Annotated in this window: 22 protein-coding genes and 1 tRNA gene; 16 read left to right on the top strand and 7 right to left on the bottom strand. The window is 33.1% G+C overall.

The window, feature by feature from the left end; genetic code table 11:
- Positions 1-8 precede the first annotated feature (8 nt).
- A complete protein-coding gene (gene murQ, locus AD60_RS02540) occupies positions 9-905 on the bottom strand; it encodes an N-acetylmuramic acid 6-phosphate etherase (protein ID WP_103927289.1) in 897 nt (298 codons plus the stop codon).
- Entirely contained in the window at positions 895-1,695 is an 801-nt protein-coding gene (locus tag AD60_RS02535) for a hypothetical protein (RefSeq protein ID WP_103927288.1), read from the bottom strand. The genes murQ and AD60_RS02535 overlap by 11 nt, the downstream gene beginning before the upstream one ends.
- Positions 1,696-2,483: 788 nt before the next feature.
- On the opposite strand from AD60_RS02535, the gene AD60_RS02530 reads away from it, so the two are divergent.
- From AD60_RS02530 to AD60_RS02520, 3 genes are all read left to right on the top strand, one after another.
- The gene (locus AD60_RS02530; RefSeq protein ID WP_233186799.1) at positions 2,484-3,215 is read left to right on the top strand and encodes a sugar isomerase domain-containing protein; all 732 of its coding nucleotides are present in this window, start codon (positions 2,484-2,486) and stop codon (positions 3,213-3,215) included.
- 14 nt (positions 3,216-3,229) lie between these two features.
- The gene (locus AD60_RS02525) at positions 3,230-4,660 is read left to right on the top strand and encodes a xylulokinase (protein ID WP_103927286.1); all 1,431 of its coding nucleotides are present in this window, start codon (positions 3,230-3,232) and stop codon (positions 4,658-4,660) included.
- A gap of 239 nt (positions 4,661-4,899) precedes the next feature.
- Positions 4,900-6,195: an ABC transporter substrate-binding protein gene (locus AD60_RS02520; protein WP_103927285.1), complete on the top strand. Its 1,296-nt coding sequence runs from the start codon at positions 4,900-4,902 to the stop codon at positions 6,193-6,195.
- A gap of 476 nt (positions 6,196-6,671) precedes the next feature.
- Here AD60_RS02520 and AD60_RS02510 read toward each other — a convergent pair whose 3' ends face one another.
- The gene (locus AD60_RS02510; protein ID WP_103927283.1) at positions 6,672-6,965 is read right to left on the bottom strand and encodes a transposase; all 294 of its coding nucleotides are present in this window, start codon (positions 6,963-6,965) and stop codon (positions 6,672-6,674) included.
- Positions 6,966-7,107: 142 nt separating this feature from the next.
- Between AD60_RS02510 and AD60_RS02505 the strand changes: the two genes are divergently transcribed.
- Genes AD60_RS02505 through AD60_RS02495 form a run of 3 tightly spaced genes read left to right on the top strand, consistent with a single transcriptional unit; the run spans position 7,108 to position 9,695 of the window.
- The gene (locus AD60_RS02505; RefSeq protein WP_103927282.1) at positions 7,108-7,989 is read left to right on the top strand and encodes a carbohydrate ABC transporter permease; all 882 of its coding nucleotides are present in this window, start codon (positions 7,108-7,110) and stop codon (positions 7,987-7,989) included.
- Complete coding sequence (locus AD60_RS02500; protein ID WP_103927281.1) at positions 7,986-8,816, top strand: carbohydrate ABC transporter permease; 831 nt, start codon at positions 7,986-7,988, stop codon at positions 8,814-8,816. Before AD60_RS02505 ends, AD60_RS02500 begins: the two co-directional genes overlap by 4 nt.
- Positions 8,817-8,828: 12 nt before the next feature.
- On the top strand, positions 8,829-9,695 hold the full coding sequence (locus AD60_RS02495) for a hypothetical protein (protein WP_103927280.1): 867 nt from the start codon (positions 8,829-8,831) through the stop codon (positions 9,693-9,695).
- A 517-nt stretch (positions 9,696-10,212) separates the two neighbouring features.
- Here AD60_RS02495 and AD60_RS02485 read toward each other — a convergent pair.
- Genes AD60_RS02485 through AD60_RS02475 form a run of 3 tightly spaced genes read right to left on the bottom strand, consistent with a single transcriptional unit; the run spans position 10,213 to position 13,190 of the window.
- A complete protein-coding gene (locus tag AD60_RS02485) occupies positions 10,213-11,043 on the bottom strand; it encodes a carbohydrate ABC transporter permease (RefSeq protein WP_103927278.1) in 831 nt (276 codons plus the stop codon).
- Positions 11,040-11,918, bottom strand: a complete 879-nt coding sequence (locus tag AD60_RS02480; RefSeq protein ID WP_103876304.1) for a carbohydrate ABC transporter permease — start codon at positions 11,916-11,918, stop codon at positions 11,040-11,042. The genes AD60_RS02485 and AD60_RS02480 overlap by 4 nt, the downstream gene beginning before the upstream one ends.
- 9 nt (positions 11,919-11,927) lie before the next feature.
- On the bottom strand, positions 11,928-13,190 hold the full coding sequence (locus tag AD60_RS02475; protein WP_103876303.1) for a sugar ABC transporter substrate-binding protein: 1,263 nt from the start codon (positions 13,188-13,190) through the stop codon (positions 11,928-11,930).
- 244 nt (positions 13,191-13,434) lie between these two features.
- On the opposite strand from AD60_RS02475, the gene AD60_RS02470 reads away from it, so the two are divergent.
- The 10 genes from AD60_RS02470 to AD60_RS02425 all read left to right on the top strand — a co-directional run bounded on the left by AD60_RS02470 (position 13,435) and on the right by AD60_RS02425 (position 24,380).
- Positions 13,435-15,120, top strand: coding sequence for a beta-N-acetylglucosaminidase domain-containing protein (locus tag AD60_RS02470; RefSeq protein ID WP_103876302.1), 1,686 nt, complete (start codon positions 13,435-13,437; stop codon positions 15,118-15,120).
- A 4-nt stretch (positions 15,121-15,124) separates the two neighbouring features.
- The gene (locus AD60_RS02465) at positions 15,125-16,135 is read left to right on the top strand and encodes a serine hydrolase (RefSeq protein ID WP_103876301.1); all 1,011 of its coding nucleotides are present in this window, start codon (positions 15,125-15,127) and stop codon (positions 16,133-16,135) included.
- Between the two features lie 3 nt (positions 16,136-16,138).
- Positions 16,139-17,356 (top strand): anhydro-N-acetylmuramic acid kinase, encoded by a 1,218-nt coding sequence (locus AD60_RS02460; RefSeq protein WP_103927277.1) that lies wholly within the window; start codon positions 16,139-16,141, stop codon positions 17,354-17,356.
- A 40-nt stretch (positions 17,357-17,396) separates the two neighbouring features.
- Positions 17,397-17,471 (top strand) — tRNA-Asn (locus AD60_RS02455).
- Between the two features lie 148 nt (positions 17,472-17,619).
- The gene (locus AD60_RS02450; RefSeq protein ID WP_233186794.1) at positions 17,620-18,369 is read left to right on the top strand and encodes a hypothetical protein; all 750 of its coding nucleotides are present in this window, start codon (positions 17,620-17,622) and stop codon (positions 18,367-18,369) included.
- Between the two features lie 30 nt (positions 18,370-18,399).
- Positions 18,400-18,885 (top strand): histidine phosphatase family protein, encoded by a 486-nt coding sequence (locus tag AD60_RS02445; protein ID WP_103927275.1) that lies wholly within the window; start codon positions 18,400-18,402, stop codon positions 18,883-18,885.
- Positions 18,852-19,730, top strand: coding sequence for a CHAD domain-containing protein (locus tag AD60_RS02440; protein WP_103927274.1), 879 nt, complete (start codon positions 18,852-18,854; stop codon positions 19,728-19,730). The genes AD60_RS02445 and AD60_RS02440 overlap by 34 nt, the downstream gene beginning before the upstream one ends.
- Before the next feature lie 29 nt (positions 19,731-19,759).
- Positions 19,760-20,701: an ROK family protein gene (locus AD60_RS02435; RefSeq protein WP_103927273.1), complete on the top strand. Its 942-nt coding sequence runs from the start codon at positions 19,760-19,762 to the stop codon at positions 20,699-20,701.
- A 2-nt stretch (positions 20,702-20,703) separates the two neighbouring features.
- Complete coding sequence (locus AD60_RS02430) at positions 20,704-22,227, top strand: HD domain-containing protein (RefSeq protein ID WP_103927272.1); 1,524 nt, start codon at positions 20,704-20,706, stop codon at positions 22,225-22,227.
- Between the two features lie 14 nt (positions 22,228-22,241).
- Positions 22,242-24,380 (top strand): RNA degradosome polyphosphate kinase, encoded by a 2,139-nt coding sequence (locus AD60_RS02425; RefSeq protein WP_103927271.1) that lies wholly within the window; start codon positions 22,242-22,244, stop codon positions 24,378-24,380.
- A 20-nt stretch (positions 24,381-24,400) separates the two neighbouring features.
- Here the strand turns inward: AD60_RS02425 and AD60_RS02420 are convergent, their stop codons facing one another.
- Positions 24,401-26,431: a maltodextrin glycosyltransferase gene (locus AD60_RS02420; RefSeq protein WP_103927270.1), complete on the bottom strand. Its 2,031-nt coding sequence runs from the start codon at positions 26,429-26,431 to the stop codon at positions 24,401-24,403.
- Between the last annotated feature and the right edge of the window lie 14 nt (positions 26,432-26,445).

Below are 26,445 nucleotides of genomic sequence, written 5' to 3'. Positions count from 1 at the left end.
GTATGAGTTTAATTCTTTAATGTTTTCAACGCTTCACTTAATACTTCGTTTTTCTTTAGAGCTTCTATACAAAATTCTTTGTCTTTTCCAGATAAAATCATCAATATCGCCAATTTGGTTTTCATATCAGCCTTGATTAAATACTCTTTACAGGTTTTTTTGTCCAACCCAGTTACCTCAGAAATTATTCTTACGGCTCTTTCTTCTAATTTTTGATTCATGATTTTTACGTCCACCATATAGTTTTTGAAAGTCTTTCCAAGTTTTATCATAGTGACAGTGCTTATCATATTTAAAACCATTTTTTGGGCTGTGCCAGCTTTCATTCTTGTACTACCTGAAATAACTTCTGGACCTGTTCTCAAAGAAACTACAATGTCTGAGATTTCCATCAATTCAGGATTTTTTACGTTACAAATTAAAGCCGTTTTGCATCCTTTTTCTTTTGCCTTGGATAAAGCACCTTTTACATAAGGTGTTCGCCCGCTGGCAGTTATTCCTATTACATAATCTTCGGAACGGACTTTATTTTTTTCTAAGTCTTTTTTTCCACCTTCTTCGTAATCTTCAACATGTTCTGTAGCTTCAAAGAAGGCTTTTTCTCCTCCCGCGATTAAGGGAAGAAAGATTCCTGAATCTATACCAAAAGTTGGAACTGTTTCTACCGCATCTACAACAGCTACTCTACCACTCGTTCCTGCACCAACATATATGATTCTTCCGTGATTCTTAATTGCTGAAATACAGTTAACAACCACATCTTTGATATTCTCTAAATTTTCGGTGATGGATAACGCTATTGTGGAATCCTCTTGATTAATTATTCGTAGTATTTCATATATGTCCATCCCATCTAAATTCTGAGTCTTAGGGTTGCTTTTTTCTGTTTCCAGGTTATCTAGCATATTTTGGCCTCCATTTAATTGGTAAGTTCCCAGTTGGGTTTATTTTTCCTTTTAGAATTTTAAGTAAAGAAGTTTGAATATTTTCATTAAAACCGTATGTGCAAATTCCGTACTCTACTTTGGGAATAAATACGTCATATGGATTTCTTAAAGCAACTAAGATTAGTTTTTTTGTTTTTTGGGACATTTTGCTTATTAGCTCAACCAATTCTGAATGCAAATATGCATTTTCACTTAGCACCAAGATATTTTTGTTTTTAGAATTTTGAATTATTTCTTCCCTTACCTCATGGTCGATTATTTTACCTGTTTCTAAGATGTTTACTTTGGTTTTGAGTTCTTTTGATATAGGCTCAATAATATAAGAAATTTGAGTTCTTTTGTCCTCAATTCCGTAAGATGACAACTCTTTGGCAAAGTAATAAATTTCATCAACGTTTTTTAAAGGTAAAAATCTTGTGTCATGAGACATATTAAGAACAGTGATAGATTTATCAACAATATTTTGAGCTAATTTAATATGTTCTTTTTTGCCGACTTCTTCTAAAGATATTTTATTATTGTTTTTCTCTTTCAGATCTGCTGAAATTTTCATTAGAGAGTGGATTCTCTCTAGTGATAAATTTATCTTCTTTTTAAAATTATCATCATTTTTATACTTACTTAATACAGCGTTTTTGGCTTTTGATTGTTTCTCAAAAGAATGACAGATACTAACTATGTTCATTCCTGAACTAAGTGATTTTATTACGGCCTCTTGAGCTGTATAAAAGTTTGCTACTCCTCCCATTTCAAAATCATCGGCAATTAAAAAGTCTTTATCTTCTCCTCTACTTTTTGGTTATGAATATCCATTGTGCTTTAAGTAATAACAATATGCCAATTCCATTTTTTTTAATTTAAAGTGATTATTCGAAATTACGGGCAATTATTTCCAATTAGGAGACGATATCTCGCTATTTCTAATTTGCAAAAGAAAAAAAATAATAGTATAATTAAAAAAATAGAAATAACTAAAGTCATTACTTTAATACAAAATAAATTGTTTTACATTACAGCATTTTTTGTACCCTCATATCATTAGATACTTTAGGTGTAAAATGATTTTCAAAGATAAGATTTTAATTTTAAAGGAGTTAGAGGATGGAACACTTCCTTCCGTATGATCTGTTAATAAAACAAGTTTTAAATTTTCTAAAGGTAGTATTCCAAAAAATCTTGGGAAGAGGCAAAGATGAAAAAGGTACTTTTGTTTCTTAACGAATGATCATTTTTTATACAAACTATCTCTAAAGTTTAACAAAGAAAATGAAGGAGCATAATTACAAAGAGCAGCGAAACGGTTGAGCAGGAATTTAACAATTTACTAATGATATAAGAAAATTTTTTATCAAGAGAAAGAAGAAAAGATAAGAATGACTTCTAAGTTGCTTCAACAACAAGTTAATACCTGTGTTCTTTTAAGTAGAATAAAATCATTTGTAAGTAAATAAACTTTGAATTTATTAGTTTCTTTTCCGAAGGCATACATATATATCAAACTCACTCTAAATAAAGAAGGTGAAATAAGTGGAGACTATGAATAAATATCTTGAATCAATAAAAAAAGTCTTGGATGAAGTTGAACAAAATGAAAAAGAAAATATTGAAAAGGCTGCCCAATTAATCTATGAAACAGCTAAAAATGATAAACATGTTTATATTTTTGGTTGTACACACTCATCTATTCTTGCAGAAGAGGTTTATTATAGAGCTGGCACCCTTGCATTATTTGAACCCATATTTGTTCCAGGTCTGAGTGTAACTACTACAAAGCCCCGATTAACTTCTTTTATTGAGAGAAATGAACAATATGGGAAGGATATTGTTGAATCCTCGCGAATAAACAAGGGTGACTGTATAATAGTTGTTTCAACCTCTGGAGGGAATGCTGTCCCAGTAACGGTGGCTTTAGAGAGTAAAAGACGTGGAGCAAAAGTCATTACTTTAATTTCCAAGAACTACGAAAAATTTGATAGCAATCACAGCACAGGGAAAAAACTTGGTGATGAAACCTTTGATGTAGTAATAGATAACCATGTACCTGTAGGAGATAGTGTTATTCCAATAAATGGAGTTACTATGGGCCCTGTATCAACCTATGCTGGAGCTTATATTTTGCATAGTATTTCAATGAGAGTAGCAGAGAAATATTTAGAAAATGGAGAACAGCCAGATATACTTGTGAGTTCTAATATTCCAGGAGGTGAACAAATGAACAAGGAGCTTTTTAAGAAAAAGCGAGTAAGGAATCTGTACTTTTTACCGTAAGGGAGGAGTATTTAATGAATGTACTAGTTATAGACGTGGGTACTACCAGGGTAAAGGTTGCATTAGTTTCAGAAAAAGGAAAAATAATAGATTTTGAAAGTGAGTTCGTTGAAAAAGAGAATAATCCAACAGAACAAAACCCAAATAAATGGTTGAAGAATGTTTCCATACTGACAAAAAGGATAGTAGATCATAGGAAAATAGATGTTATTTCAGTAACGGGAAATATGCACGCTTTACTTCCAATAAATAGATCAGGTGAGCCACTTATCAACGCTTGGTTGTGGAATGACATTCATTCACAAAAATCCAGCAAATGGCTTCAAGAGAACTTTGCTAAAGAAATATCCCAAAGATTTTTTAATCCACCTATTCCTGGTTTCCCTTTAAGCAAGCTAATTCAGTTTAGAGAAGAATATCCTGACGAATATAAAAAGACATACAAATTAATTCAGCCAAAAGATTTTATTGTCTACAAATTCACAGGGAAACTGACAACAGATGTAACAGATGCTTCGGGTACACTTTTATTCAATATGAAAAATAACGAGTGGGATAAAGAATTCTTGAGTGAACTGAATATTTCAGTAGAAATTCTTCCTACTATTTACAAAAGCCACCAAATAGTTGGTCAAGTTACCGAAGAAGGTAATAAACTGACAAATATCAAAAAAGGGACTCCAGTTATTGCCGGAGCAGGTGATTTAATAACTGCTTCATTAGGGAACGGAGTTAACAATGAAACCTTTGTTTTAGTTTATGGTACTGCTGGACAGTTATTAACAACAGAGTCAAATTTGGTTGAATCTCTTTCCAATAAAATATTTGGTTTTAAATATATCAACGAGGAAGAGTATTTGTATTTAGGAACCGTGCCAGCAGGCGGTTATTCCCTTGATTGGTTCAGTGAAATAAGCAAACTTTCAAAAAAAGAATTAATATCGAAGGCTAATAAAGCAAATAATGAATCATTGTTAATATATATGCCCTTTATACAAGGAACAGGGACACCCTACATAGATTATCATCCGATGGGGGGATTTAGTGGTATAGATTCAGCTGATAGAGTAGAGGAATACTGTCAAGCTGTTGTTGAAGGACCTATCTTCTCTTTGAAAGAATCTCATATAATTATGGCTGAAAATCTTGGCAAAAGAAGGAATTTGATTGCTCAGTCACTGGCAGCAAAAATCCCATTGATTAAGAAAGGAGTTATAAATTTGTTCAATGAAGACATATATATTCCTGAAGTAAAGGAGTCTTCGATAATTGGTGGTGCGATTCTGGGGGCAGTAGGTATATCAAAATATAAGGATATCACCCACGCACAGAAACAAATGATCAAATTGGAAAAAATTGAAGAAATAGAAGGAGGTGAAAGAGACAGAGGAATAAAAGAGCGTTTTTCATTTTACCAAGATATCACGCGTAAACTTTTTACTTAGACACTTTAGAAATAGAAAAATTTGAACATGGTAGGTGGTTTTTATCAGAGTTAGATAATATGGTAAAATATCACGCTTTTCAGAGAATTAGTAAAAAGATTTTCAAATTCAAATATTGAATAGAAACGGATAAAAAGCAGGGAAGTATTTTGAGAAAAATCGTTTTTTATAACCATGATTTAATTGGTATTTTAGAGCTTCTAAAGGCAGTAATTTTTACTACAAAGGAGGTTTTTTGAATGAAAAAAGTACTAGTTGTAAGTATTGTTTTATTATTAGTTACTTTTATCATGGCGGAGACAACGATTGTATTCTGGCACCATGAGTCTCCGGCACACAGAGTGGCTGCATTTCAGAAAGTCATAGACCTGTTCGAACAGGAATACCCTGATATTAAAGTGGTTCAGCAGGTAGTACCATGGGATGACGCGTATACAAAAACACTAGCAGCAATCAATGCAGGAACGACACCGGACTTCCAGTTTTCGTTACCAGATCTAACCATAACAGCCTATCAGGCAAACGGCATAATACCTTTAGGAGAACTCATAGAAGAAATTGACGAAAAATATGACTTTATTGATTCGCAACTTGAACCATACATGATCAACGGTAACTACTGGGGTATACCCATATGGACAATGCCGATGGTGCTGATTTACAGACCAAGCATAATCGAAAAATATCTGGAAACATCGGAACTACCAAAGAATTGGAATGAATTACTTCTCGCCGCACAAAAAATAACACTGAAAGCAGCTGCAGAGGGAGAAGAGATATATGGTATTGGTCTCACTGCAGGGAACAATCTTTGTACTCAAGAGCAGGTTTATACAATTATGGCAAATGTGGGAGTCGAGCTGTTTGATGAAAATGGAAATCTTACATTTAATTCACCGGAAACACTTAGAGCTGTGGAGTTTTACAAAGACCTCTTTAAATTCTCGCCTCCAGGTGCAACAGGCTGGGCTTGGGGAGAAATTGAAATGAACTTTGCTGCTGGAAAAATTGCAATGATGCCTTATTTTGGAGGATTACAAAAACGTTTCTTTGATATGGGAATCTATGATCTTGATGGTGTTCCCCAACCATTCCCAATAGACGGACAAAGAAGTAGTCTAGTATTTCCAAACGACATACACGTATTCAAGTCTGCAAAAGAAAAAGGGCATCTTGAAGAAGTCTATGAGTTTATCAGATTTATCATGAGGCCTGAAATCAATGCCATCCTTACAGCTCAGACAGAACCAGGTTCATTTGTTCCTGTAACAGTTGCAGCACAGGAATCGGATGCTTATTGGAATGATCCGATAATAAACCAGTTTGAACATCTTAATCGAGTAATTGTAGATGAAATCGAATACGGAAAACTTTATGGATTTGAAACTGGTTCAGTAGTTAACCTTGCAATTGGTAGCATATCTGGGGCTAATCTTCTAGCTGAAATGATACAAAATGTAGTTACTGAAAAATATACCATTGAAGAAGCAGTTTCAAACACTACAGAAAGAATGAGAGAATTTCTTGAAGAATAGTTTGACTTAAACTATGCAGAAGAGGGACTTTGCACTCCTGTTCTTATAGGCACTTCAGAAAAAGGCAAAATCAATTATTAACAAAAGGTAAAGTAAGTCAAATGAAATAGAAAAAGAACTAAGGTATCAGATAATTATCCTAAACGTCTTTGAAAATCTGAAATAATTCTTAAAAATCGAAAAATGGTTAGAATTAAAGAATTTTGTGAGAAAAATACGTATAAAAAAAGACAATTGAATAAGACAGCAAATTTTTTCTTTATTTTGTAAGCTAAAATAAGAAAAACTATATGGAAAAGGTTAGAAAGATTGCATTGCACTTCTTCAGAGTAAGCATTGCTTGAATCATATGCGGCATCAGCTAAGAAGCTAAACCCACTAAGTTCCAGATACTTAACAACCTTTTCTAAAAGTACAAAAGCATAATTCTTATCATAGGTAGAAGCAGGGGAAACCACGGTGAAGATAGGGACGTTTTATCCCTCTTTGATACCTTTAAGGACGGTAAAAACGATAACCTTATCCAAATAAGAAGGGCCAAACTCCTTCTTAAAGGAAGAGAAAGTAGCTTCAGAAGGAATGTAATTGATAATAGGATCGAAACTGATGCATTTAGCAAAAGAAGGATTACTCTTAAGGAAATGAATCAACTCCCTTACTGTAAAACCCTTAACCTTCTGAACGAAAATAGCCTTAAGTAAAGCCCGACGGGAGTACCCTGTTCTGCCCATCCTATTACTGAAATCAGGAACAACGGACCAATCGATCATATCAATTAAATCGAGGAGTTCAGATACCTACAAGCGTTCTACTAACCACTCATTTTTAAAGAAAATAGTTGTTTATGCTTATATTGTATCATCAAATATCATAGAAGAATACAGTATATTTCATTTGAAAAAGAGGGATAATATGCGTTCAAGATTTAAAGGATTTTTATTATTAACTCCAGTGTTATTACTTGTAGCATTCATAACTATATTACCTATAGTAAATATGGCTTACAACTCGTTACTTAAAACGCAATTTGGCTTCAGAGAGGGGGAATTCATTGGTTTAAACAATTATATAAAGTTATTCGCTGACGAAATATTCGTTGGGGCAGTATGGAAAAGTTTTATTTGGACTTTAGAAAACCTACTTTTCCAACTTACCATTCCCCTTCTATTTGCTTTATTACTTAATAAACAGGGGAAATTCTACACAATGGCACAATCTCTAATACTTATACCTTGGGTATTACCTATGGTTGTTATATCTGTTGTTTGGCGATGGCTGCTTGAACCGAATATAGGATTTGTCAACCATCTTATTACCAACATGGGATTAGGCCCAGTTAATTTTCTGGGATCTTTGGATCTCACCTTTCATATTCTTGTGTTAATTAATTCCTGGCATTTCATACCCTTTGGAACTATATTAATGCTCGCTGCGTTGTCTACTGTTCCCCAATCGTTGTATGATGCAGCAAAGGTAGATGGTGCAGGAAGCTTCAAACGATTTATTTATATAACCTTTCCACTAATAGGAAAAGTAATTTGGTTTGTAGGTCTTCTGGCATTTATGTGGAGTTTTAATACTTTTGATCTTATCTGGTTAACAACACAGGGAGGCCCCTCTAATGCTACAATGACCCTGCCAGTTTATATATATAAGTTGGCATTCAAAATGTTTAATGCAGGGAGATCATCAGCTGCAGCTTTAATATCAACCCTAATTTTAATTAGTGTTGGAATTCTCTACTTTACATTACTATCACCAAAAAATGACACAGAGGTGATGAATAGATCATGAATAAAGAACTCAAACGAAAAATTATTGTTCTTCTTGTACTTGCAATAATGCTTTTCCCGTTTTTTTGGATCATACTTTCATCATTTAAGAGCTCCAGGGAAATAATGACCATGGCTCCATCATTATTTCCCCAAGATCCAACACTGGCACATTACCAATCTCTTTTCTCAACAAGGATTCCATCAAAGGATTTCCCAACTAATATAATAAACAGCTTAATAGTTGGTATATCAACAGGAACAATATCTATATTCATATCCGTTTTAGGTGCATACAGTCTAGCAAGATTTCCTTTCAAAGGAAGTGCTACCTTCGGTAAAATATTACTTGTAGTTTATGTGTTACCAGGGATTCCATTGTTGCTACCTATATATGCACTATTGTCAAATATAAGATTGATAGATACTTTACTAGGATTAATTCTGGTATATACAGCTATGTATTCCCCTTTTTCTGTATGGCTTTTAAAGTCTTTTTTTGAAGCTATTCCCATTGAATTGGAAGAGGCTGCAAGGGTAGATGGAGCTTCAGCTTTGAGAGCTTTTTACTCCATAACTCTACCTTTATGTGTTCCTGGAATAGTGACATCCTTTATGTTTGTATTTGTATCAACGTGGGGTGAGTATACACTGGCTCAGCTTATAATAACAGAGGGGGCAAAAAAAACAGTGCCACTAGGACTGGCATCATATATGACTGATCAGTACATAGAATGGGGTCCATTAGTTGCAGCAACGACTCTTACGGTTATCCCTGTTTTGGCCGTTTTTCTGCCATTGTCAAAGTACTTTATTTCAGGGTTATCAGCAGGTGCTTTAAAAGAATAGGAGGTGTACACTATGCCACGAAAAGTAATGATTATTTCTTTAGCGATCTTATTTTCATTATCTATTTTTGGAATCCAGGTAATAACAGAAGAGAGAGAAATTTTTGTAGCTGATGAACTCGAAAAAACTCGTTTAAAGCCTGACGTTTTGATTGTAGATAATGGATTGTTCAAAGTAGAATTAGTACCAAATAGAGGTAGAATATTATGGCAGATATTTCCTAGAGATAATACAAAAAAAGGCTTACTCTACAATAGATCAGACTATCCTATGCCTTTTTTGGATGAGATAACAACAGCCTACATATTTGAAATTGGTGGAGTGTATGTGTCAGTTCCTTGGAATGATAGAAGTAATCAACCTTATCCGTTGAAATACTCCATATCAGAAAAGGAAAATGAAGTTTCTATAGAAATGGAAGGACTCAACGAAGTAGAAGGGTTACATAATACAATCACGGTTAAAATAAAAGAAAATGACCCAGAAATAACTGTAAGAATGACAATAAAAAACGTGGAAAAGAAACCAAAAGAGGTAAAACTCTGGGAATGCGTTAATTTCAATATGGAAGAACCTTTGAGGCTTATATCAGATAACCCTTTTCTTGCAGATAAAACCCTTGATGATTTTGAGAAATACACATACAAAGAAATAAAGGATTCAATAACTTATATAGGAGTAAAAAACCCATTGACAAATGAAAGCTTTAAAATGAACCTAAATGATAAAAAAACCATGATTGCACAACTTTGGGGTAAAGATTGGCAACTTGAAATGGGGGGAATCCCAGCCCTGCGTTTTATCATAAAACACAATGTTTTAACGTTGGAGCCCAATGAAACGTACTCTATCAAACAATCTTTTGAATTTATGCATTAGTCCTTTATAAAAAACCCCCAATTATTTAGAATACTTTTAAGAAATAATAAAAATGTTTTGCATTGGTAGGATTCCTTGCTTTTCATATGACCTCTTCTTTTAGAAACTACTTTTTTAGAAGAAAGTAGTATTAAATAATAGGGAAAAGCATGCTTTTTCATTGTGTTTTTTAAGGTGAATTTTTGGTTTATTGAGTAGCCTAAAAAATGTAAGCTTCCATTTTCTCCCACAATTGGAAGTTAATCTCTGAGTTCATACGGTTTCAATTATCCAATGACAAAGATATTTCCATTTTCCAGTAAATGAATAACTTAATCTTTTTTAGAGCAAGTCGATGTATCTGTTTTTGCCTTTAATTAGGTCTTTTAATTTCTTGTACTATTAGTAAACATTTTCTCACTCTCTATACTAATGTTCTATATCGGTGATCAAAGTTACAGTAACTACAATAACAATCACTAAACTATTTCCTTTGAAAAGAGAAAAGATAGTTAAGCTATAAAAATCATTTACAATATTAATCTTTTAAGCTTCCCTGTGTAAGCCCTGCAATAATATATTTTTGCGAGATAGCAAATACTATGATTGTTGGTAAAAGAGCGATCACAATCCCCGCACCTAGCACATTCCACTGAACACCTGCCTTTGATACAATAGAATATAGCCCTACAGGTACGGTATATTTGTCGGAGGTGTTTAAAAACATCACAGCAGTAAACAGCTCGTTCCAGTTATTCACAAAAGAAAAACTGAGAATAGCCGATAAACCAGGTAACATTAAGGGAATAGTGATTTTAAATAGAGATTGGATTTCATTACATCCGTCAATTAAAGCGGCTTCTTCGATACTTTTTGGAATTCTATCAAAAAAACCCTTAGCCATTATTGTACTAAAAGCAGCTCCAAAACCACTATAAATTATTACTAAACTTATAAGTTTGTTGATCAAATTTAAATTTGAAAACATTGTATATTGTGGAACCATGATTAAATAAGTTGGGATCATTTGAGAAAAAAATAAGAATAATATAATAGGATATTTCCATTTAAATTCCTTTCTTGAAAGTATATATCCGCTTAACATTGCAAATATTGTTGAAACAAAGGAAGCACCTATAGATACGAAAATACTGTTTACAAAATACCTTTTAAAATTGACAAATTCAAATAATCTCTTGTATCCAAAAAAAGTGGGATTATTTGTCCAATACCTAACTGGAAAGGAGTATATTTCCTGTGTAGGTTTTAACGAAGTTATTACAATCCAATATAACGGAAAAATTGCAAAAATAAAAAACATAGAGAGTAAAATTATACGTATAACTTTAGGGAAAAATTTTTTCTTCATAAGCTAAACTCCCGTTTAGAAGTTAATTTTAAGTACATGATAGTATAAATGAAAAGAATTGAAATAATAACCACACCATGTGCTGCAGCTTTACTGTAGTCGGATTCATAAAAAACGGTATTTATCATCTTTACAGCCAAAATCTCTGTGCTTCCAGCAGGTCCGCCACGTGTCATGCCGTAAATGATATCAGGAAAATTCATAACCCATATAGTTCTCAATAAAATAGTATTTATCAGAGTGGGTTTAATATATGGTATAGTGATATTAAAAAGCTTTGTGAAGTAACCTGCGCCGTCGATTTCCGCTGCATCGTAAAGAGAATCAGGGACTGACTGTAATGCTGCTAAAATCATGATGGCAAAAAAAGGTATTCCATACCAGACATTCACTAAAATAACAGAAAACATTGCTAACGAAGGGTCCGAAAGAAAACTAATGTTTTCTTCAATGATTCCAATTTTTATTAATATATCATTGATAACCCCGAATTGACCATTTAACAACCATGACCAAATTAAGCCTATGGCAAACCCAGAAATTGCCCATGGATAAAAAACTAGTCCTGCATATATACCTCTACCTTTAAAAGGTTCTTTCATCAAAAGGGCTAGAATAAAACCCAAGATTAACTGGAAAAACACGGAGAATAAAACCCATTCCAGGGTGTTCCAAATAGTATTTATATAAAAAGGATCAGAAAAAAAAATGACTTTAAAATTTTCGAAACCTATCCATTCAATATTTTGGAAGTTATAAAGGGAGTAATTTTTAAAAGATAACATTACCCCACTGATAGTGGGGTATAAAATGATAAAAGATATTAATAACAAAGTGGGCAATAACAAGAAAAAAATAAATTTTTTTCGTTTCAATTAAACCACCTATTTAATGCCAGTATCTTTCCAAAAATCTGTCCACTGCTTCAAGCAGTTTTCTACGGAAAGTTTTCCGAGCAATACTTGTTGCATTGTTTTTTCCTGGAATTCATTCCACTTTCCCCAATTTTCGTTATCTAAAGGGTATTCTGTGAATTGATAATGTTCCGGATCGTCAAACATTTTGGTCCAACCTTCAAAAAGATCTGAGCTGAAATACGGATCGTAAGTATAGACTGATTGTAAAACTGGTAAAGCACCATAACTCTTGCTCCAATAACCATTTATTTCAGCTGAAGCAACGAATTTAATGAATTTCCAAGCCAAATCTTTATGTTCTGAGTATGTAGGAATTCCCCAGCCTACGAATCCAAAGGTTGGATAAACTTTCCCACTTGTTCCTAAAGGAAGTGGGGCAGTTTTATATTGGCCAGGTTGGAGCATTTCGTTTAGCATGCCAGTTGTGTCAGGGTCTTGAAATAGTAGTGGTGTTATACCCGAAACAAACGAATTAACTTGCTCATCCCATCCCCAATTAATTGAATCTTTTGGAGCTGTGTCTTTATACAAACTGACATAGAAATTTAACGCTTCTACGGCCCGTGGGTTTTCAAAAATAATTTCACCGGATTTAGTTAAATACATATTATTTGGATCTATGTCATCAAAGAATGAAGTTAAAACAATATCAATAAATGCCGTTGGATAACCCTTGCCTCTAAATGCGAAACCATACTGATTTTTGCCCGATTCTGTTAATTTCTTTGATATTTCGTACAGTTCAGGCATTGTTTTTGGATAACTTTCAATCCCGTATCTTGCCAAAATATCTGGTCTGTAAAAGAGTGCTTTTACAAAAATGCCATGAGGCAACAAATAGGGGATACCCTGGTAAATGCTAGCAGCTTCTAAAACCCCTTCGACCATGTCATCTTTTTCAGGCCAAGAGTCGATATAAGGAGTTAAATCTTCTAACTTTCCCATAGCAGCTAAAGCACTTAAATCCCAGTCACCTATCTCTACGATATCGAGTGGTTGTTCTGTACTTACCATTAAATTGATCTTTTGATAGGCTGTTTCGTAAGGTGGAGAAATGACATTGATTTTTACCCCAGGATTCAAAGTCTCGAACATTTGTATTATATTGTTTAAGGTAGGAGTTCTGTAGGGGCTTGAAAAGGCTTCAATCAAATTTAAAGTTATAACTTCTTCAGAAAAAACGAATAAACCAACCATCAAAACACACATTAAAACAAGTAATTTTTTCATAAAACACACCCCTTAGTTTAATAAGTTTTGTTTAATTATATCATATCTGTGAAAAAGATGAACTTTTTAAAAAATAAATATGGTATAATACAAAAAACGTTTATTGATAATAAAGTAATTACTTTATCCCATATTAGAATATTTTAGAAATAAAACAAGGGGGGGAGCGGAGCGAAGGGGCGCTAAACAAGTTTTAGAATTTAAAAAAACAGTATTTATTTCATATTGAAAAGGAGGAGTTTTAATGGACTTATTTCTTAGATTGAATCCCAAACCTAAAAAGTTATTCTATGAAGGAGCAAATATTCACTTTGAAAGTTCAAAGCTTTCTATTTTCAAAAATTTTGAAGAAGAAAGTTTCATTAAGCTTTTTCCAACTGACCATTTTGTTTTTGTAAGAGATTCAGATAGTACCGACTTAAAAATAGAAACTTTTATTTCCCCTTCTGAAAAAGACTTAAAGGAATTTATCAAAAGTAACGATATAGAGTTAAGTATTGATATTATGGATGTAGAAAGCTATTTAATGAAAGTTGAAAAAGAAAATAGAACGGTTAAAATCTTTTCTAAATCTAAGAAAGGTATTTTCTATGGATTACAAACTCTAAGACAACTTGTTGATTTTGAGAATAAACTTCTTCCTATAGTTGAGATATTAGATTCTCCTTCTTTTAAAATGAGAGGAATAATTGAAGGTTTTTATGGAGAACCATGGAGCCATCAAAACAGATTGGATATGATAAATTTTTGTGGAAGAAATAAAATGAATACTTATTGGTACGCTCCAAAAGATGATCCATATCACAGGGAAAAATGGCGCGAGGATTATCCAGAAGAAGAAATAGAAAAAATAGATGAGCTAATAAAAGTCTCAAAAGACAATTTTGTCGATTTTGTGTTTTGTGTAAGTCCTGGACTTAGCATGAAATTTGGTGATCAAAAAGAGTTTGATTTATTGTGCAAAAAATACTATGAGATTTTAAGTAAAGGTGTAAAAAAATTTGCTATTCTTTTCGATGATATCCGTGAAAAGCTGAATTACGAGGAAGATGAAAGAAGGTTTGAGGGGAATTATGGTTTGGCTCAGACATATGTAGCAAATAAGTTATACGAATTTTTAAAAAGGAAAGATTCAGAGACTAACTTGTATTTTTGTCCAACGGAATACTGGCAGGAAGAAGATTCGTTGTACAGAAGGACGATGAAAGAAAACTTAAATCCTGAAATTCCTGTAATCTGGACAGGGAAAGGTGTATGGTCAAAAAGGGTAAGTAGAAAAAACGCAGATAAGATTTCAAAACAGTTTGGCCATGATTTGATCTTATGGGATAATTATCCGGTAAATGATGCAGATCAAGGCGAACTTTTCTTAGCCCCTTTAATGAACAGGGAAAATGACTTGTGTATATCAAAAGTAAAAGGGGTTATCTCAAATCCGATGAACCAGCCCTATGCATCGATGCTTGCCTTGCAAACAATAGCAGATTATCTTTGGAACTCACAAGCGTACGATCCTTTGTGTTCATGGAACAAGTCTATTTTTAATTTGATAGGGTCAGACTTTTTTGAAGATATGAAATTATTCAGTGAAAATTTTCTAAAATCGAGAATTTTTGGGGAGACATCATTTAAGTTGAAAAGTCTTATAAGAGAATTCAGAAACGATTCCTTGAATAAGAAAAAAGAGTTAAAGGAATACTTAGAGAGATTGAGCAATCTTGAAGGAAAATTAAGATATATAAAAGATAAAAAGTTATATGAAGATATACATCCATGGCTAAAAAAGCTTTCCCAGCTTGCAGGAGTCGCTAGTAACTTGCTTAGCTCTAACGAAAAAGTTGATATAAAAAACGAGGTAGATAGATTAGACTCTTATGTGGTTTGTGATGGTATCTTAGAAAGATTTATAGAAGATTTCGAAAGGAAGTGATGATTTGAAAGAAAAAGATATCGAATCTTTAAACGAAATTGTTTCATCAGGAGTAAATAATGTGTATACAGGAGCATCCATTTTAATAGGTAAAAATGAAAAGTTATTGTATAAAAATACTTACGGAACAAAGGATGAAAAAGAAAAACTTACAGAAGAGGACATCTTTGATTTAGCAAGCGTTACCAAAGTTGTAGGAACTGCAACCGCAGTGATGAAACTAATAGATGAAAAACAAATAAAATTAGAAGATAAAATTGGTAAATTCATAGAGGTAAGTAGTCCAAAAAGCGAGATTACTATCTTCGAATTATTAACTCATACTTCTGGAATACAAGCTTATTCAAATCTATGGGAAAAGTATCAAGGAGAAGAGTTGCTTAAGCAGATAATCAATATTCAACCCCAAGAAAATGCCTACAAGTGTTATGAATATTCTTGTTTAAATTTTATAACACTTATGAAAATTGTTGAAGAAGTTACTCAAAAGCATTTCAAAGAGTACGTCGAAGATATTTTTAAAAAAATAAGAATGGAAAATACTTGTTTCAATCCAAAGAATCAAGATAAAGCTGTATCCACATCTATCCGAGAAGGTAAAAGGTTAAAGGGTGTAGTCGAAGATGAACTTGCCTACTATTTAGGTGGAGTGAGTGGTAACGCAGGTTTATTCTCTAATACTGGTGATTTGAGAGTTTTCATAATTAGTTTGTTAAGTGGGGAAATAGTCTCAAAAGACACCTTAGATCTTTTTACCACTACTCTGGTAAAAAGAGGGGAAAATACTACCCATATAGCCTGGATGGCTCCACCTGTTGCAGGATGTCAATACTCACTTGATAGTACAGGATTCGGTCACAATGGCTTTACAGGCACATCCATTTGGATTAGAAAAGATGGATTATTTTCTATATTTTTGACAAATTCTGTTTACTACGATAGATTCTTAAAAAAACCCGAATTGAACGTGATAAGAAATAAGATAAATAATATAATTTTTCGAAAAGATCATTAATAAATGAACACTTTAGAAGTAAAAGGAGAAGATATTATGTTGGTGATAGGTTTAATGTCAGGGACATCAGTGGATGGAATAGATGCTGCACTAGTTGAAATAACAGAAGAAGGGCCACAAAAGTTAAATGTAAAAGTTGTTAATTTTATAAATACACCTTATAGTAAAAAAATGCGAGAAAAAATTCTAGAATGTTCTGATCCCAAAACGGGTAGCGTTGATAAAATCTGCATATTGAATTTCGAGCTTGGAGAATTGTTTTCTCAAGCCGCCAAAGAAGTTGTGGAATCAAAAGGTTTAAATATGCAAGATGTTAGTTTAATAGGTTCCCATGGGCAGACTATATACCATTATGTAAGTGATGATTTTATCTCCACTTTTCAAATAGGTGAAGCTTGTGTAATAGCAGAAAAAACAGGAACTACCACCGTTACCAACTTTAGAGCAAGAGATATCGCAGCTGGTGGTCAAGGAGCGCCACTTGTACCTTATGTTGATTATATTTTGTTTAAAAATGATGATTACAACAGGGTTATGCAAAATATCGGAGGGATAGGAAACTTCACCTATATACCAAAAAAAGCCAAGATAGAAGATATAAAAGGTACCGACACAGGCCCAGGGAATATGCTTATAGATGGAGTAGTTCAGATTCTAAGCAACGGCGAGCAAAATTATGACAAAGATGGAAAGATTAGCAAAAATGGGAAGATTTCTGATACGCTTTTAGCAGAACTAATGGCTCATCCTTTTATAAAAAAAGAGTCTCCCAAAACCACAGGAAGAGAAGTTTTTGGGTTAAAGTATGCCCAAGAGATAATAAACAGAGGAAAAAGTATGAAATTAAACGACGAAGATATTGTTGCAACCGTAACAGCTTTTACCGCTAAATCGATTGCCGATGCCTATCTAAGATTTATAGGCACTAACATAGACCAAGTTATAATTTCTGGTGGTGGAAGTTATAATCCTACTTTGATATCGATGATAAAATATTATGTAAAAAAGATGATAGATGAAAAAGCTACCGTGATGGTTTTAGAAGAATTAGGTTTTTCAAGTGATGCTAAAGAATCGGTAGCGTTTGCAATATTAGCTTATCAGACTTACAAAGGACGAAAAAATAATGTACCTCAAATAACTGGGGCTAAAAGGTTTGTTACTCTTGGTGAAGTAGTCCCCGGTGATAAAAATAAAAATGTTGACAAAACACCATTTTGATGATATAATCATTTTTAGATTTTGAAGAGTTTTTATTTTTTCCGGGTTAGCTCAACGGTAGAGCGGGTGGCTGTTAACCACTAGGTTGGGGGTTCGAATCCCTCACCCGGAGCCACCATAGTCGTATCATCCCCTCATAGCAGCGAATTAGTTCGCTGCTTTTTTTTGTTTTTGTATCTAAATGGTATAATTAAAATAAATTATAGAATATGCAAAGAACTCAAAATGAGGTGATACTGATTACACCAAGGTTTTCAAAAACATTGAAAAAAGCAAAAATAGAATTTGACAAAATCCATCATTTTTTGGTGAGAGATCCTTTGGTGAAAGAAACCTTGTTTACCTCAAGTTCAAAGTTTTATTCTGTTTTAAGAGCGGTTAACTTATTTTTTTCTTTTGTTGTGTTTATTCCTATTATAGGAAGCTTTCGGGATTTTAACTTACCACATTTTTTAGGATATCTCTTAAGCGCCTTTGGAGTTTATTTAACATGGGTTTTTGAATGGGTAACAAAGTCTACGATTCTTGAAGAGATTCGTACAGTAACAATAATTCAAATTTCTTTACATAGTGTATTTGGGATGTGGTACCACTTTTATGATTATTTTAAAATTTACGATTTTATTCTTCATATTACTGGAGGTATTTGGCTTTCATTTCTTATATATCCATTGGTAATGGGTTCTGAACTAATCTGGGCCAAAATGAAAATGCCTTTTTTCTTTCTAAAAATATTTGTTGTTACCTTTTCTATTGTTATGACATTGGGAGTGTTTTGGGAAATAGGAGAATTTATTTCGGATTTAATCTTTAGAGACTATCCTGGATATAGAATGGCTCAAGAAGAAAGCCTTTTCGATACGATGACGGATTTTATAGGAAACTTGATAGGGAGCATAGCTGGAATATTTATTTTTTGGAACACTCTGAAAAAATTGAACAAAACTCGTGATATGGATTCCTTATTAGAAAGAATTGGATCAGCTTTAAGAGATTATGTGAATTCTTTTTAAAAACGTTTATACGAGGAGGAAAGTTCACATATGAAAAACCTAATATTAGTTAGGCACGCTAAAGCAGAAAAAAGGTCCGCGGAAATTGATGATTTTGAAAGAAAGTTGACAAAAGTTGGTAGAAACGATTCTAAAGAAGTTGCAGAATATGTGGCTAAACTTTTAAATAAGGTTGAACTTATGATTACCTCTCCTGCTTTGAGGGCAAAAGAAACAGCAGAAATCTTTGCGAAGTCTTTTAAATCAAAGCCAGAGATATTAGAGGAAGAATTACTGTATGAAGGAGAAGTAGAAGAGATAATTGAAAAAATCTCAAACATTACAAAGGGGTATAACAATGTAATGATATTTGGTCACAATCCAACTTTTGACGAACTTGCAAAAAAATTAACTGGTGATGATTTGCATTTGAGAAAGGCAGGAGTAATTTGTATTGAAGGAGAATCATTCGATGATATTTTATCTGGAAAAGGAAAATTAAAATGGATGGTGGATCCGAAGTCAATAAACTCTTAAACGATATTTCAGTAAATCCATGGATGTTTTTAAAAGAGTACATCGAATATTTTGAAAGGATTAAACATCGTCTTCTGAAAAACATTTCTTATGTTTTAGATGAAAAAGGTGTGGATACTGTTCACGACATGAGAACGTCTTGTAGAAGGATAGAAACAAGTATAGATTTTTTGGAAGGATTTTCAAAACACGAAAGTTCTAAGAAAGCTGAGAAAAAAGTAAATAAGATATTAAAAATAAGCAATAAATCAAGAGATTATAAAGTTCACCTAGATTTTCTTAAGAAAATTGAATGGCAAGATAATGAATTAATCGATTATTTCGAGAAAAAATATAGTAAAGAGAAAGAAAAGTTGAAAAGTTATTTAAATTCTTTAAAAATTTCGGAGTTGGATAATCTACTAGAAAATTCTTTAAGCTTCTTGGTATTTGATTTTATACAAAACTTTCAGATAAATGATCCTTATTTTGCTAATCTTTATATAAAAGAATTTAAAGACGTTTATGAAGAGTTTAAAAGTACAGATAGAAGTGACTATAGAAAGCTTCATAAAATAAGGATAAAGTTTAAAAACCTGCGTTATAAAACAGAGATATTCGGGGCACTGAAAAGTAGCACTTTACCTGAAGAAGACATGTTTAAGCAGATTCAAGATATTTTAGGAGCTCATCATGATTTGATTGTTTTAAAGAAAAAGTTGGTAAAAAAATTTCAAGAAGATAATATTATAGCTTTATTAAAAGAAATTGATAAAGAATTAGTTAAATTACAAGGGAAGATAGATGTTGAGGTGAATGAGATTTTTGAAAAGTTGTACAATAACATTTCTAGTCAAGAGGCTTAAATTTAATCCTTATAAAGAGGGTGAAAAAAATGAGTAATTGGATAGGGGTAGATATAGGAGGGACTAAAATCCTTGGAACTTTATTTGATGAGAAAGGTAACAAATTGAAGACGGAGAAAAAAAGTTCCAAAAGTTCAAAAGGCAAAGAGAAAGTTGTTGAGCAGTTGAAGAAAGTTTTGGATTCTTTGCTGAAGGAGAATAAAGATGTAAAAGGGATAGGAATAGGTGTACCAGGAGTTATAAAAGATGGGAAAATTACCTTTACTCCTAACATGCCGTTGAATGAATTTAATTTAGCTAAATTTGTTGAGGAAGAGTACAATATCAAAGTGATTATAGAAAATGATGCCAATGCAAGTATGTATGGAGAATGGAAGTTTGGTGCTGCTAAAGGGGCAAAAAACGCCGTAGGTTATTTTGTAGGAACAGGAATTGGTGGAGGTTTAATATTGAATGAATCATTATATAAAGGTTCATTCAATTTTGCTGCCGAGATTGGACACATGAATGTGTACCCCGAAGGCCCTCTTTGTGGTTGTAATCTTCGTGGCTGTTTGGAAAGTTTATCTTCTAAAGTAGCTATCCAAAGAGAAATAATTAGAAAAAAAGAAAGAGGCGAAAAAACCTTAATAAAAAGCAGTGACTTGAAAGGTATAGTGAAAAGTTCTACTTTGAAAGCTGCTTATGATCAAGGGGACGATCTTGTTAGAGGTGTCTTGAACGATGCTGCAAGGTATATAGGAATAAATGCTGGCTCCATTATTAACTTATTAAATCCCGAAGTTATCGTTTTAGGAGGGGGGGTCATGGAGGCTTTAGGAGAACAATTGATTCCTATCGTTGTTGAAACAGCCAAGCAGTACTCTATACCTCACATCTTTGAATGTTGTGAATTTAAATTATCAAAATTGCAAGATGATGCTTGTTTGTATGGTGCTTTTTCACTTATTAAAGAAAAAGTTGGTGTATAACAATGGTTGCGGGTGTTATAAACATTGGAACAGAAAACATATCTTTTGATATAGCTCAGAACGATCAAGATGATATCAATATTATAGAAAGTTTAGATTACCCTTTATTCTTGGGTAAAGATACCTTTACAATAGGAAGGATATCTTTTGAAAAAGTGGAGATCCTAAGTCAAAAACTTCTAGGATTCAAAAGAGTAGCAGAAGAATACGGAACTAATAGATTGAAGATAGTAGGTACCACCGCTTTGAGAGAAGCAGAAAATCTTGATTTTATTTTAGATCAGATCGAAACAAGAACAGGGTTGAATATCAATGTTTTAGATGATTATGAAGAGAAATCACATATCTACATGGAATTGATAAGGAACTTTGAAAAATATAAAAAGTACAAAAAGGATGATGTTTTATTTGTTTACATAGGAACGGGAAGTATGGGGTTAGCAACGTATTCTAAAGGTTTGATAGATAATTCACAAAATATAAAAATAGGTTCTGTAAAAGTCTCAGAGATGCTCAGAGCTTTGGAAGAAAACACATTACACTATAGTAATTTAATAAGAGAGTATTTGAGTACATTTTACCACCCAATCAAGGTTTGGCTTAGTAATAAAAAGATCAAAACCTTTGTAACTTGTGGTAATGAAATAGAGTTTTTAGCTGGGCTCTTGGAAAAGGATGAAGAAGAAGTAATGAACGTTTCCCAGGCTGAATTCAATGTTCTTTTTCAGGATTTGAAATCAAAGAATGCCACCGAATTATCCAGAGAATATGATATTTCAGAAAACAAAGCAAATTCGTTATTATCAGCATTGGCTTTTTACCGATTACTTTTAGAAGTATCCGGAGCAGAAAATATTTTGGTTTTTCCAAAGGTTAATTTAAGTAGTAGTTTGTTATTTCAAGTGTTGCTAAGCAGAAAATATAGAAGATTTTTCAATTTATTGGAAAAGAGTACGATCATCTCTTCACGAAATATAGGTAAAAAGTATTCCTATGAGGAGACACACAGCCAAACAGTAGAAAAATATGCGATGAAATTATTCGATGTTTTAGAACCGGTTCATCAATTGGGTAAAAGACATAGACTTCTTTTGCAAGTGTCTGCAATTTTGCATGACATGGGGAAATATGTAAATATTAAGAAACATTATTTGCATTCGTATAATATAATTAAGGGTTCAGAGATTATAGGTTTAACTTCAAAAGAATTAGACGTTGTCTCAAGAATCGCTTACTTTCACAGCGCCCAAGATTTAGAGATTGATGATTATTCATCACAACTGGAAAACATATCAGATAAGATATTGATAACAAAGATGCTTGCCATATTGAGGCTTGCAGACGCCTTAGATGTAGCTCATGAGAGCAAATTGGGAGATATTGAAGTTAATTTAGAAGGCAATCGTCTGATTATAATTACTCATACACCAAAAGAAACCTTGCTAGAAGAGTGGGCATTGAAAAGGAAGGATAATTTCTTTTTAGAAGTCTTTGGAATAGTTCCTGAGTTAGTTAGAAAAATTTAAAGGGATGAGATTTAATGGCAAAAACTAGTAACAACAAAACTAAAGAAAAGAAAATTGATTTGAACGATTATAAATATTATAACAATAGAGAGTTAAGTTGGTTGGACTTCAATTTCAGAGTGTTAGAAGAAGCCTATGACACAACGAACCCTCTTTTAGAAAGGGTTAAATTTCTTTCTATAACCTCATCCAATCTTGAAGAGTTTTTTATGATAAGGGTGGCTGGCTTGGAAGAACAACTTCAAGCTGGTTTCAGTGGAGTCGATATTTCTGGTTTGAATCCCCGAGATCAATTAATGAAGATCTCCCAAAAAACTCATAAAATGGTAGAAATGCAATATAATTGTTTAGAAAACGAGTTATTACCTTCTTTAGAGAAGGAGAATATTAAAGTTCTCAAAGTTGATGATATTGATGAAGAAAAAAAAGAGTTTTTAGATAATTATTTTCAAACGGTCGTTTTTCCCGTTGTTACTCCAATGGCGGTCGATCAGAGTAGACCATTTCCAATATTACCTGGTAGCGGTATTAATCTAGGTGTGGAGTTGGAAGATGAAAAAGGGGAAACGTTATTTGCCTTTATACCATTACCGACGATTTTTCCTAGGTTTATAAACATCCCTAGTGAGGATGGTACATGCTTATTTTTAACGGAAGATCTTTTAAAAATGCATTCTGATTTATTTTTCAGCGGATACAAAGTGGTTGAGATCTCTGAGTTCAGAATCACCCGCGATGGAGACCTTTCTATCGACGAGGATGATGCCAGAGATTTGTTAATTGAGATTGAAAGTTCGTTGAAAGAAAGAAAAACAGGCTTTCCTGTTAAATTAGAAATATCCAAAAATATGGGAGAGAATCTAAGAAATTTCCTATTAAATTCACTAAATTTAAGAAGCGATAATATTTTCGAGATATCTAGTTTATTAGATTTAAGTTCTCTTATGGAAATAGCTAATTTAGAAGGATATGATCATTTAAAATTTGAGTATTATTCTCCCCAACCTTCGCCAAGCTTTTATGGCAAGGAGGGTATTTTTAAGGTAATTAGAGAAAAGGACGTTCTCCTACATCGCCCTTATGAATCTTTTGAGCATGTGATGGATTTTTTAAGGCAGGCAGCGGAAGATCCACAAGTATTGGCTATCAAACAAACTTTGTATAGAGTTGGGAAAAAATCTCCAATAATAGATTACCTTATAAAAGCGGCAGAGAACGGTAAACAAGTTACCGTTGTGGTAGAAGTCAAAGCCAGATTTGATGAAGAAAATAATATTCAATGGGCTAAGGAGTTGGAAAAAGCTGGTTGTCATGTAGTTTACGGACTTGTCGGATTAAAAGTACACGCAAAACTTTTGTTGATTGTTAGAAAGGAAGAAGGTGGGATCAGAAGATACGTTCATATGAGTACTGGGAATTACAATTACATAACTGCAAGATTGTATGAAGATATAGATTTTTTTACTTGTAAGGAAAGTTATGCTCAAGATGTATCGGCACTATTCAATATTTTAACGGGTTATTCAAAGCCTCCAACATGGAAAAAATTGGGAGTTGCTCCCACAAGTTTGAGAGAAACTTTTTTACAGTGGATTGACAACGAAATAGATGTGGTTAAAAAAGGTGGAAAAGGGAAAATAATAATAAAAGTGAATTCCTTGCTAGATGTATCTATAATTAAAGCATTATATAAGGCATCTATGGCCGGTGTTAACGTTAAATTAATCGTTAGAGGAATATGTGCTTTAAAAGTAGCGATAAAAGGAGTTAGTGAAGGTATAAAAGTTAGAAGTGTAGTGGGAAGGTATTTAGAACATAGTAGAATATATTATTTTGAAAATAACGGATTACCCAAATTATTTATATCTAGTGCCGATTTAATGCCTCGAAATCTGGATAGAAGAGTTGAAACCTTGATACCAATAGAGCAAGAAGATCTAAAGCAACGATTGATAGATGTATTGAACCTTTATTTAAAAGATAATTTCAAAGCAAGAGAGTTGCAACCGAATGGAGAGTATAAAAGGTCAACTGGGAAAAAGTCAAAAATTTTTATAGTTCAAGAAGAGCTAATGAAGGAAGCAAAGAAAAAGTTTAGAAAATTTATAAAAAAGCAAGAAGTAGACAAGTTTAACTTTCCAAAATTAAAATAAAAAAGGGCTAAAAGCCCTTTTTAATATATGAAAAACACTCTGGCTTCACCTGGATTGATTGTTACTTTTAAATGTGCATCTTGAACATTCCAAGAGCTTTCTCCTCTTCTGTAATTTTCCAATTTTGTTTGAATATTATGATTACTTTTCCAGGTGTAGTATCCAAGGTCTATATCAAAGAAGTACGGATTTTGAAAGTTGGTATTGATAGGTATGACAACTCCTTTTTCTCCGTTCCACCAAAACAGTGCACTTGCATCTTCAGAAAAATCAATAAAATGATAATTATCAGGGTTTTTCAAAAGATCTTTGACTTCCTCTTTTAGTGTGCCTAATAAGGAAAGTAATTTCACCATATGATGGTCTGTATCCCAATGCAATACATACCAATCAAAGAATGCTAGTTTGCCATAAAATTGGTCTGTTGAAGGTAAATTTTTAAATCTTTCTTCCACCGGGTCCTCTACATCTAGGCCTGTGTTCATAGGTTGAGGTTCAAAAAGCTCATATCCAGAGTTTATAAATGTTATTCCGTTTGGCATGAAAGTATTTACCACCGCTGTTAGTTTTGAGAAAGTTTCTTTACCTTCTCTTGTAACGGCTCTTGGGGTATCTGGTGTTTCTGCCGTAGCAAATGTAGGCAAAGATATTTTTGGTGCTACTTCTGAGATGAATTTTTTGAACCAGCCTTCTTTTATTCTTGGCTCAGCCCACCATGAATTTCCCAAAATTCCATCATAACCGTTTTTCTTAGCCTTTATATGGTTGTCCATGCTTAATTCTTCTGCTATTATTACAAAGGCGGGGTCGTAGTCTTTTGCCCTTTTTATAATTTCATGTTCAAGTTCATCAGGTAGAGCGTGACCCATGTCCAACCTAGCACCATCTATACCGAAATTTTTTTGATAAAATGGAATAATGTTTGCTATTAAGTTCCAAAGTTCGGTATTCTTTTCTTTCCCCGGGAACAAACTTGATTTAACAACTTCAAAGAGCACATAAGGAGGTTGGTTTGCCCCATCTATATATTTTAGGGCTTCTTCCGGATGAGAAAGATAGAGTCTTAAGAAAGTGACATCTTCCCATGCGGGTTGGGGATCATTTATCCAATCTGAAAATCCTGGAACGGTAATTACTTTAAACTCTTTTGCTATCTCATCCAAAAAATCCGGGTTGTTTTTATTTTTATCTATAAAATTTTCCCATTTTTGTGGATTCTGAGTTTTTGGATCCCATCTAAATTTTTTAAGATGATTTTTGACTTGTTCGTCATTGTATACAATTTTTAAATTTTCTTTACTTGGTTGAACAAATCCTAAACCGTCAACTTTAGGTGGGGCAAAGTCGTTCATTTCATCTATATCTATCCAATAGAACCAATCGGGATGTTCTAAAATCAAGTCGTTGTCCCTGGCTCCTGTTCGTGGCACAAAGTCTAACAATACTCTCATTCCAGCCATATGAGCGGCTTCGACGAAGGCTGCAAATTCTTGATCAGGGGTGAATTCACTTTCCAAAAGGGTGTCATGATAATCTTTTTCTACAGAGAAAAAATTTTTGACCGCATAAGGTGAGCCTACTTCACCTTTCTTAAATTTATTGCTGGATTGAGTAATTGGAAGTAAATAGATACTATCAACGTTATAGCTAGAAAAATAAGGTATTAACATCAACATTTTTAGAAAGGTTCCTGATTCAGTATAACCTTTTTCATCTATCGGAACGAATAAAGTAGTTTGGTCATGAACATAGGCAGCTGTAGCTCTTACATGAGCAGAATAAACTATGCTTGTTCTAATCCAATCAGGGTTTTTAACATTTTTAATGAAAGAAAGGGGTTTGCTGTAATCCAATTCTTCTGAAGCATTTTTTAACAGATTATCTATTATGTTAGAAATAAACTCATATGGATTAACAAAAAATTTTCTCCCAGATAGTTTAACCTTACCGGTATAATTAGGGGGCATCCATCTTTTTGGTATCGCATAATCATCTTTACCAAGTGAAATTTTACTTTTTAAATATCTGTTAATTTCAGATAGAATAGGCATCTTTTACTTCCCTC

Origin of the sequence: Petrotoga sp. SL27, assembly GCF_002924605.1 — a bacterium.
In the GTDB taxonomy this organism is placed as follows: domain Bacteria; phylum Thermotogota; class Thermotogae; order Petrotogales; family Petrotogaceae; genus Petrotoga; species Petrotoga sibirica.
The sequence above is the reverse complement of the archived record's forward strand: the minus strand, read 5'-3'. Positions and strand labels throughout refer to the sequence as shown.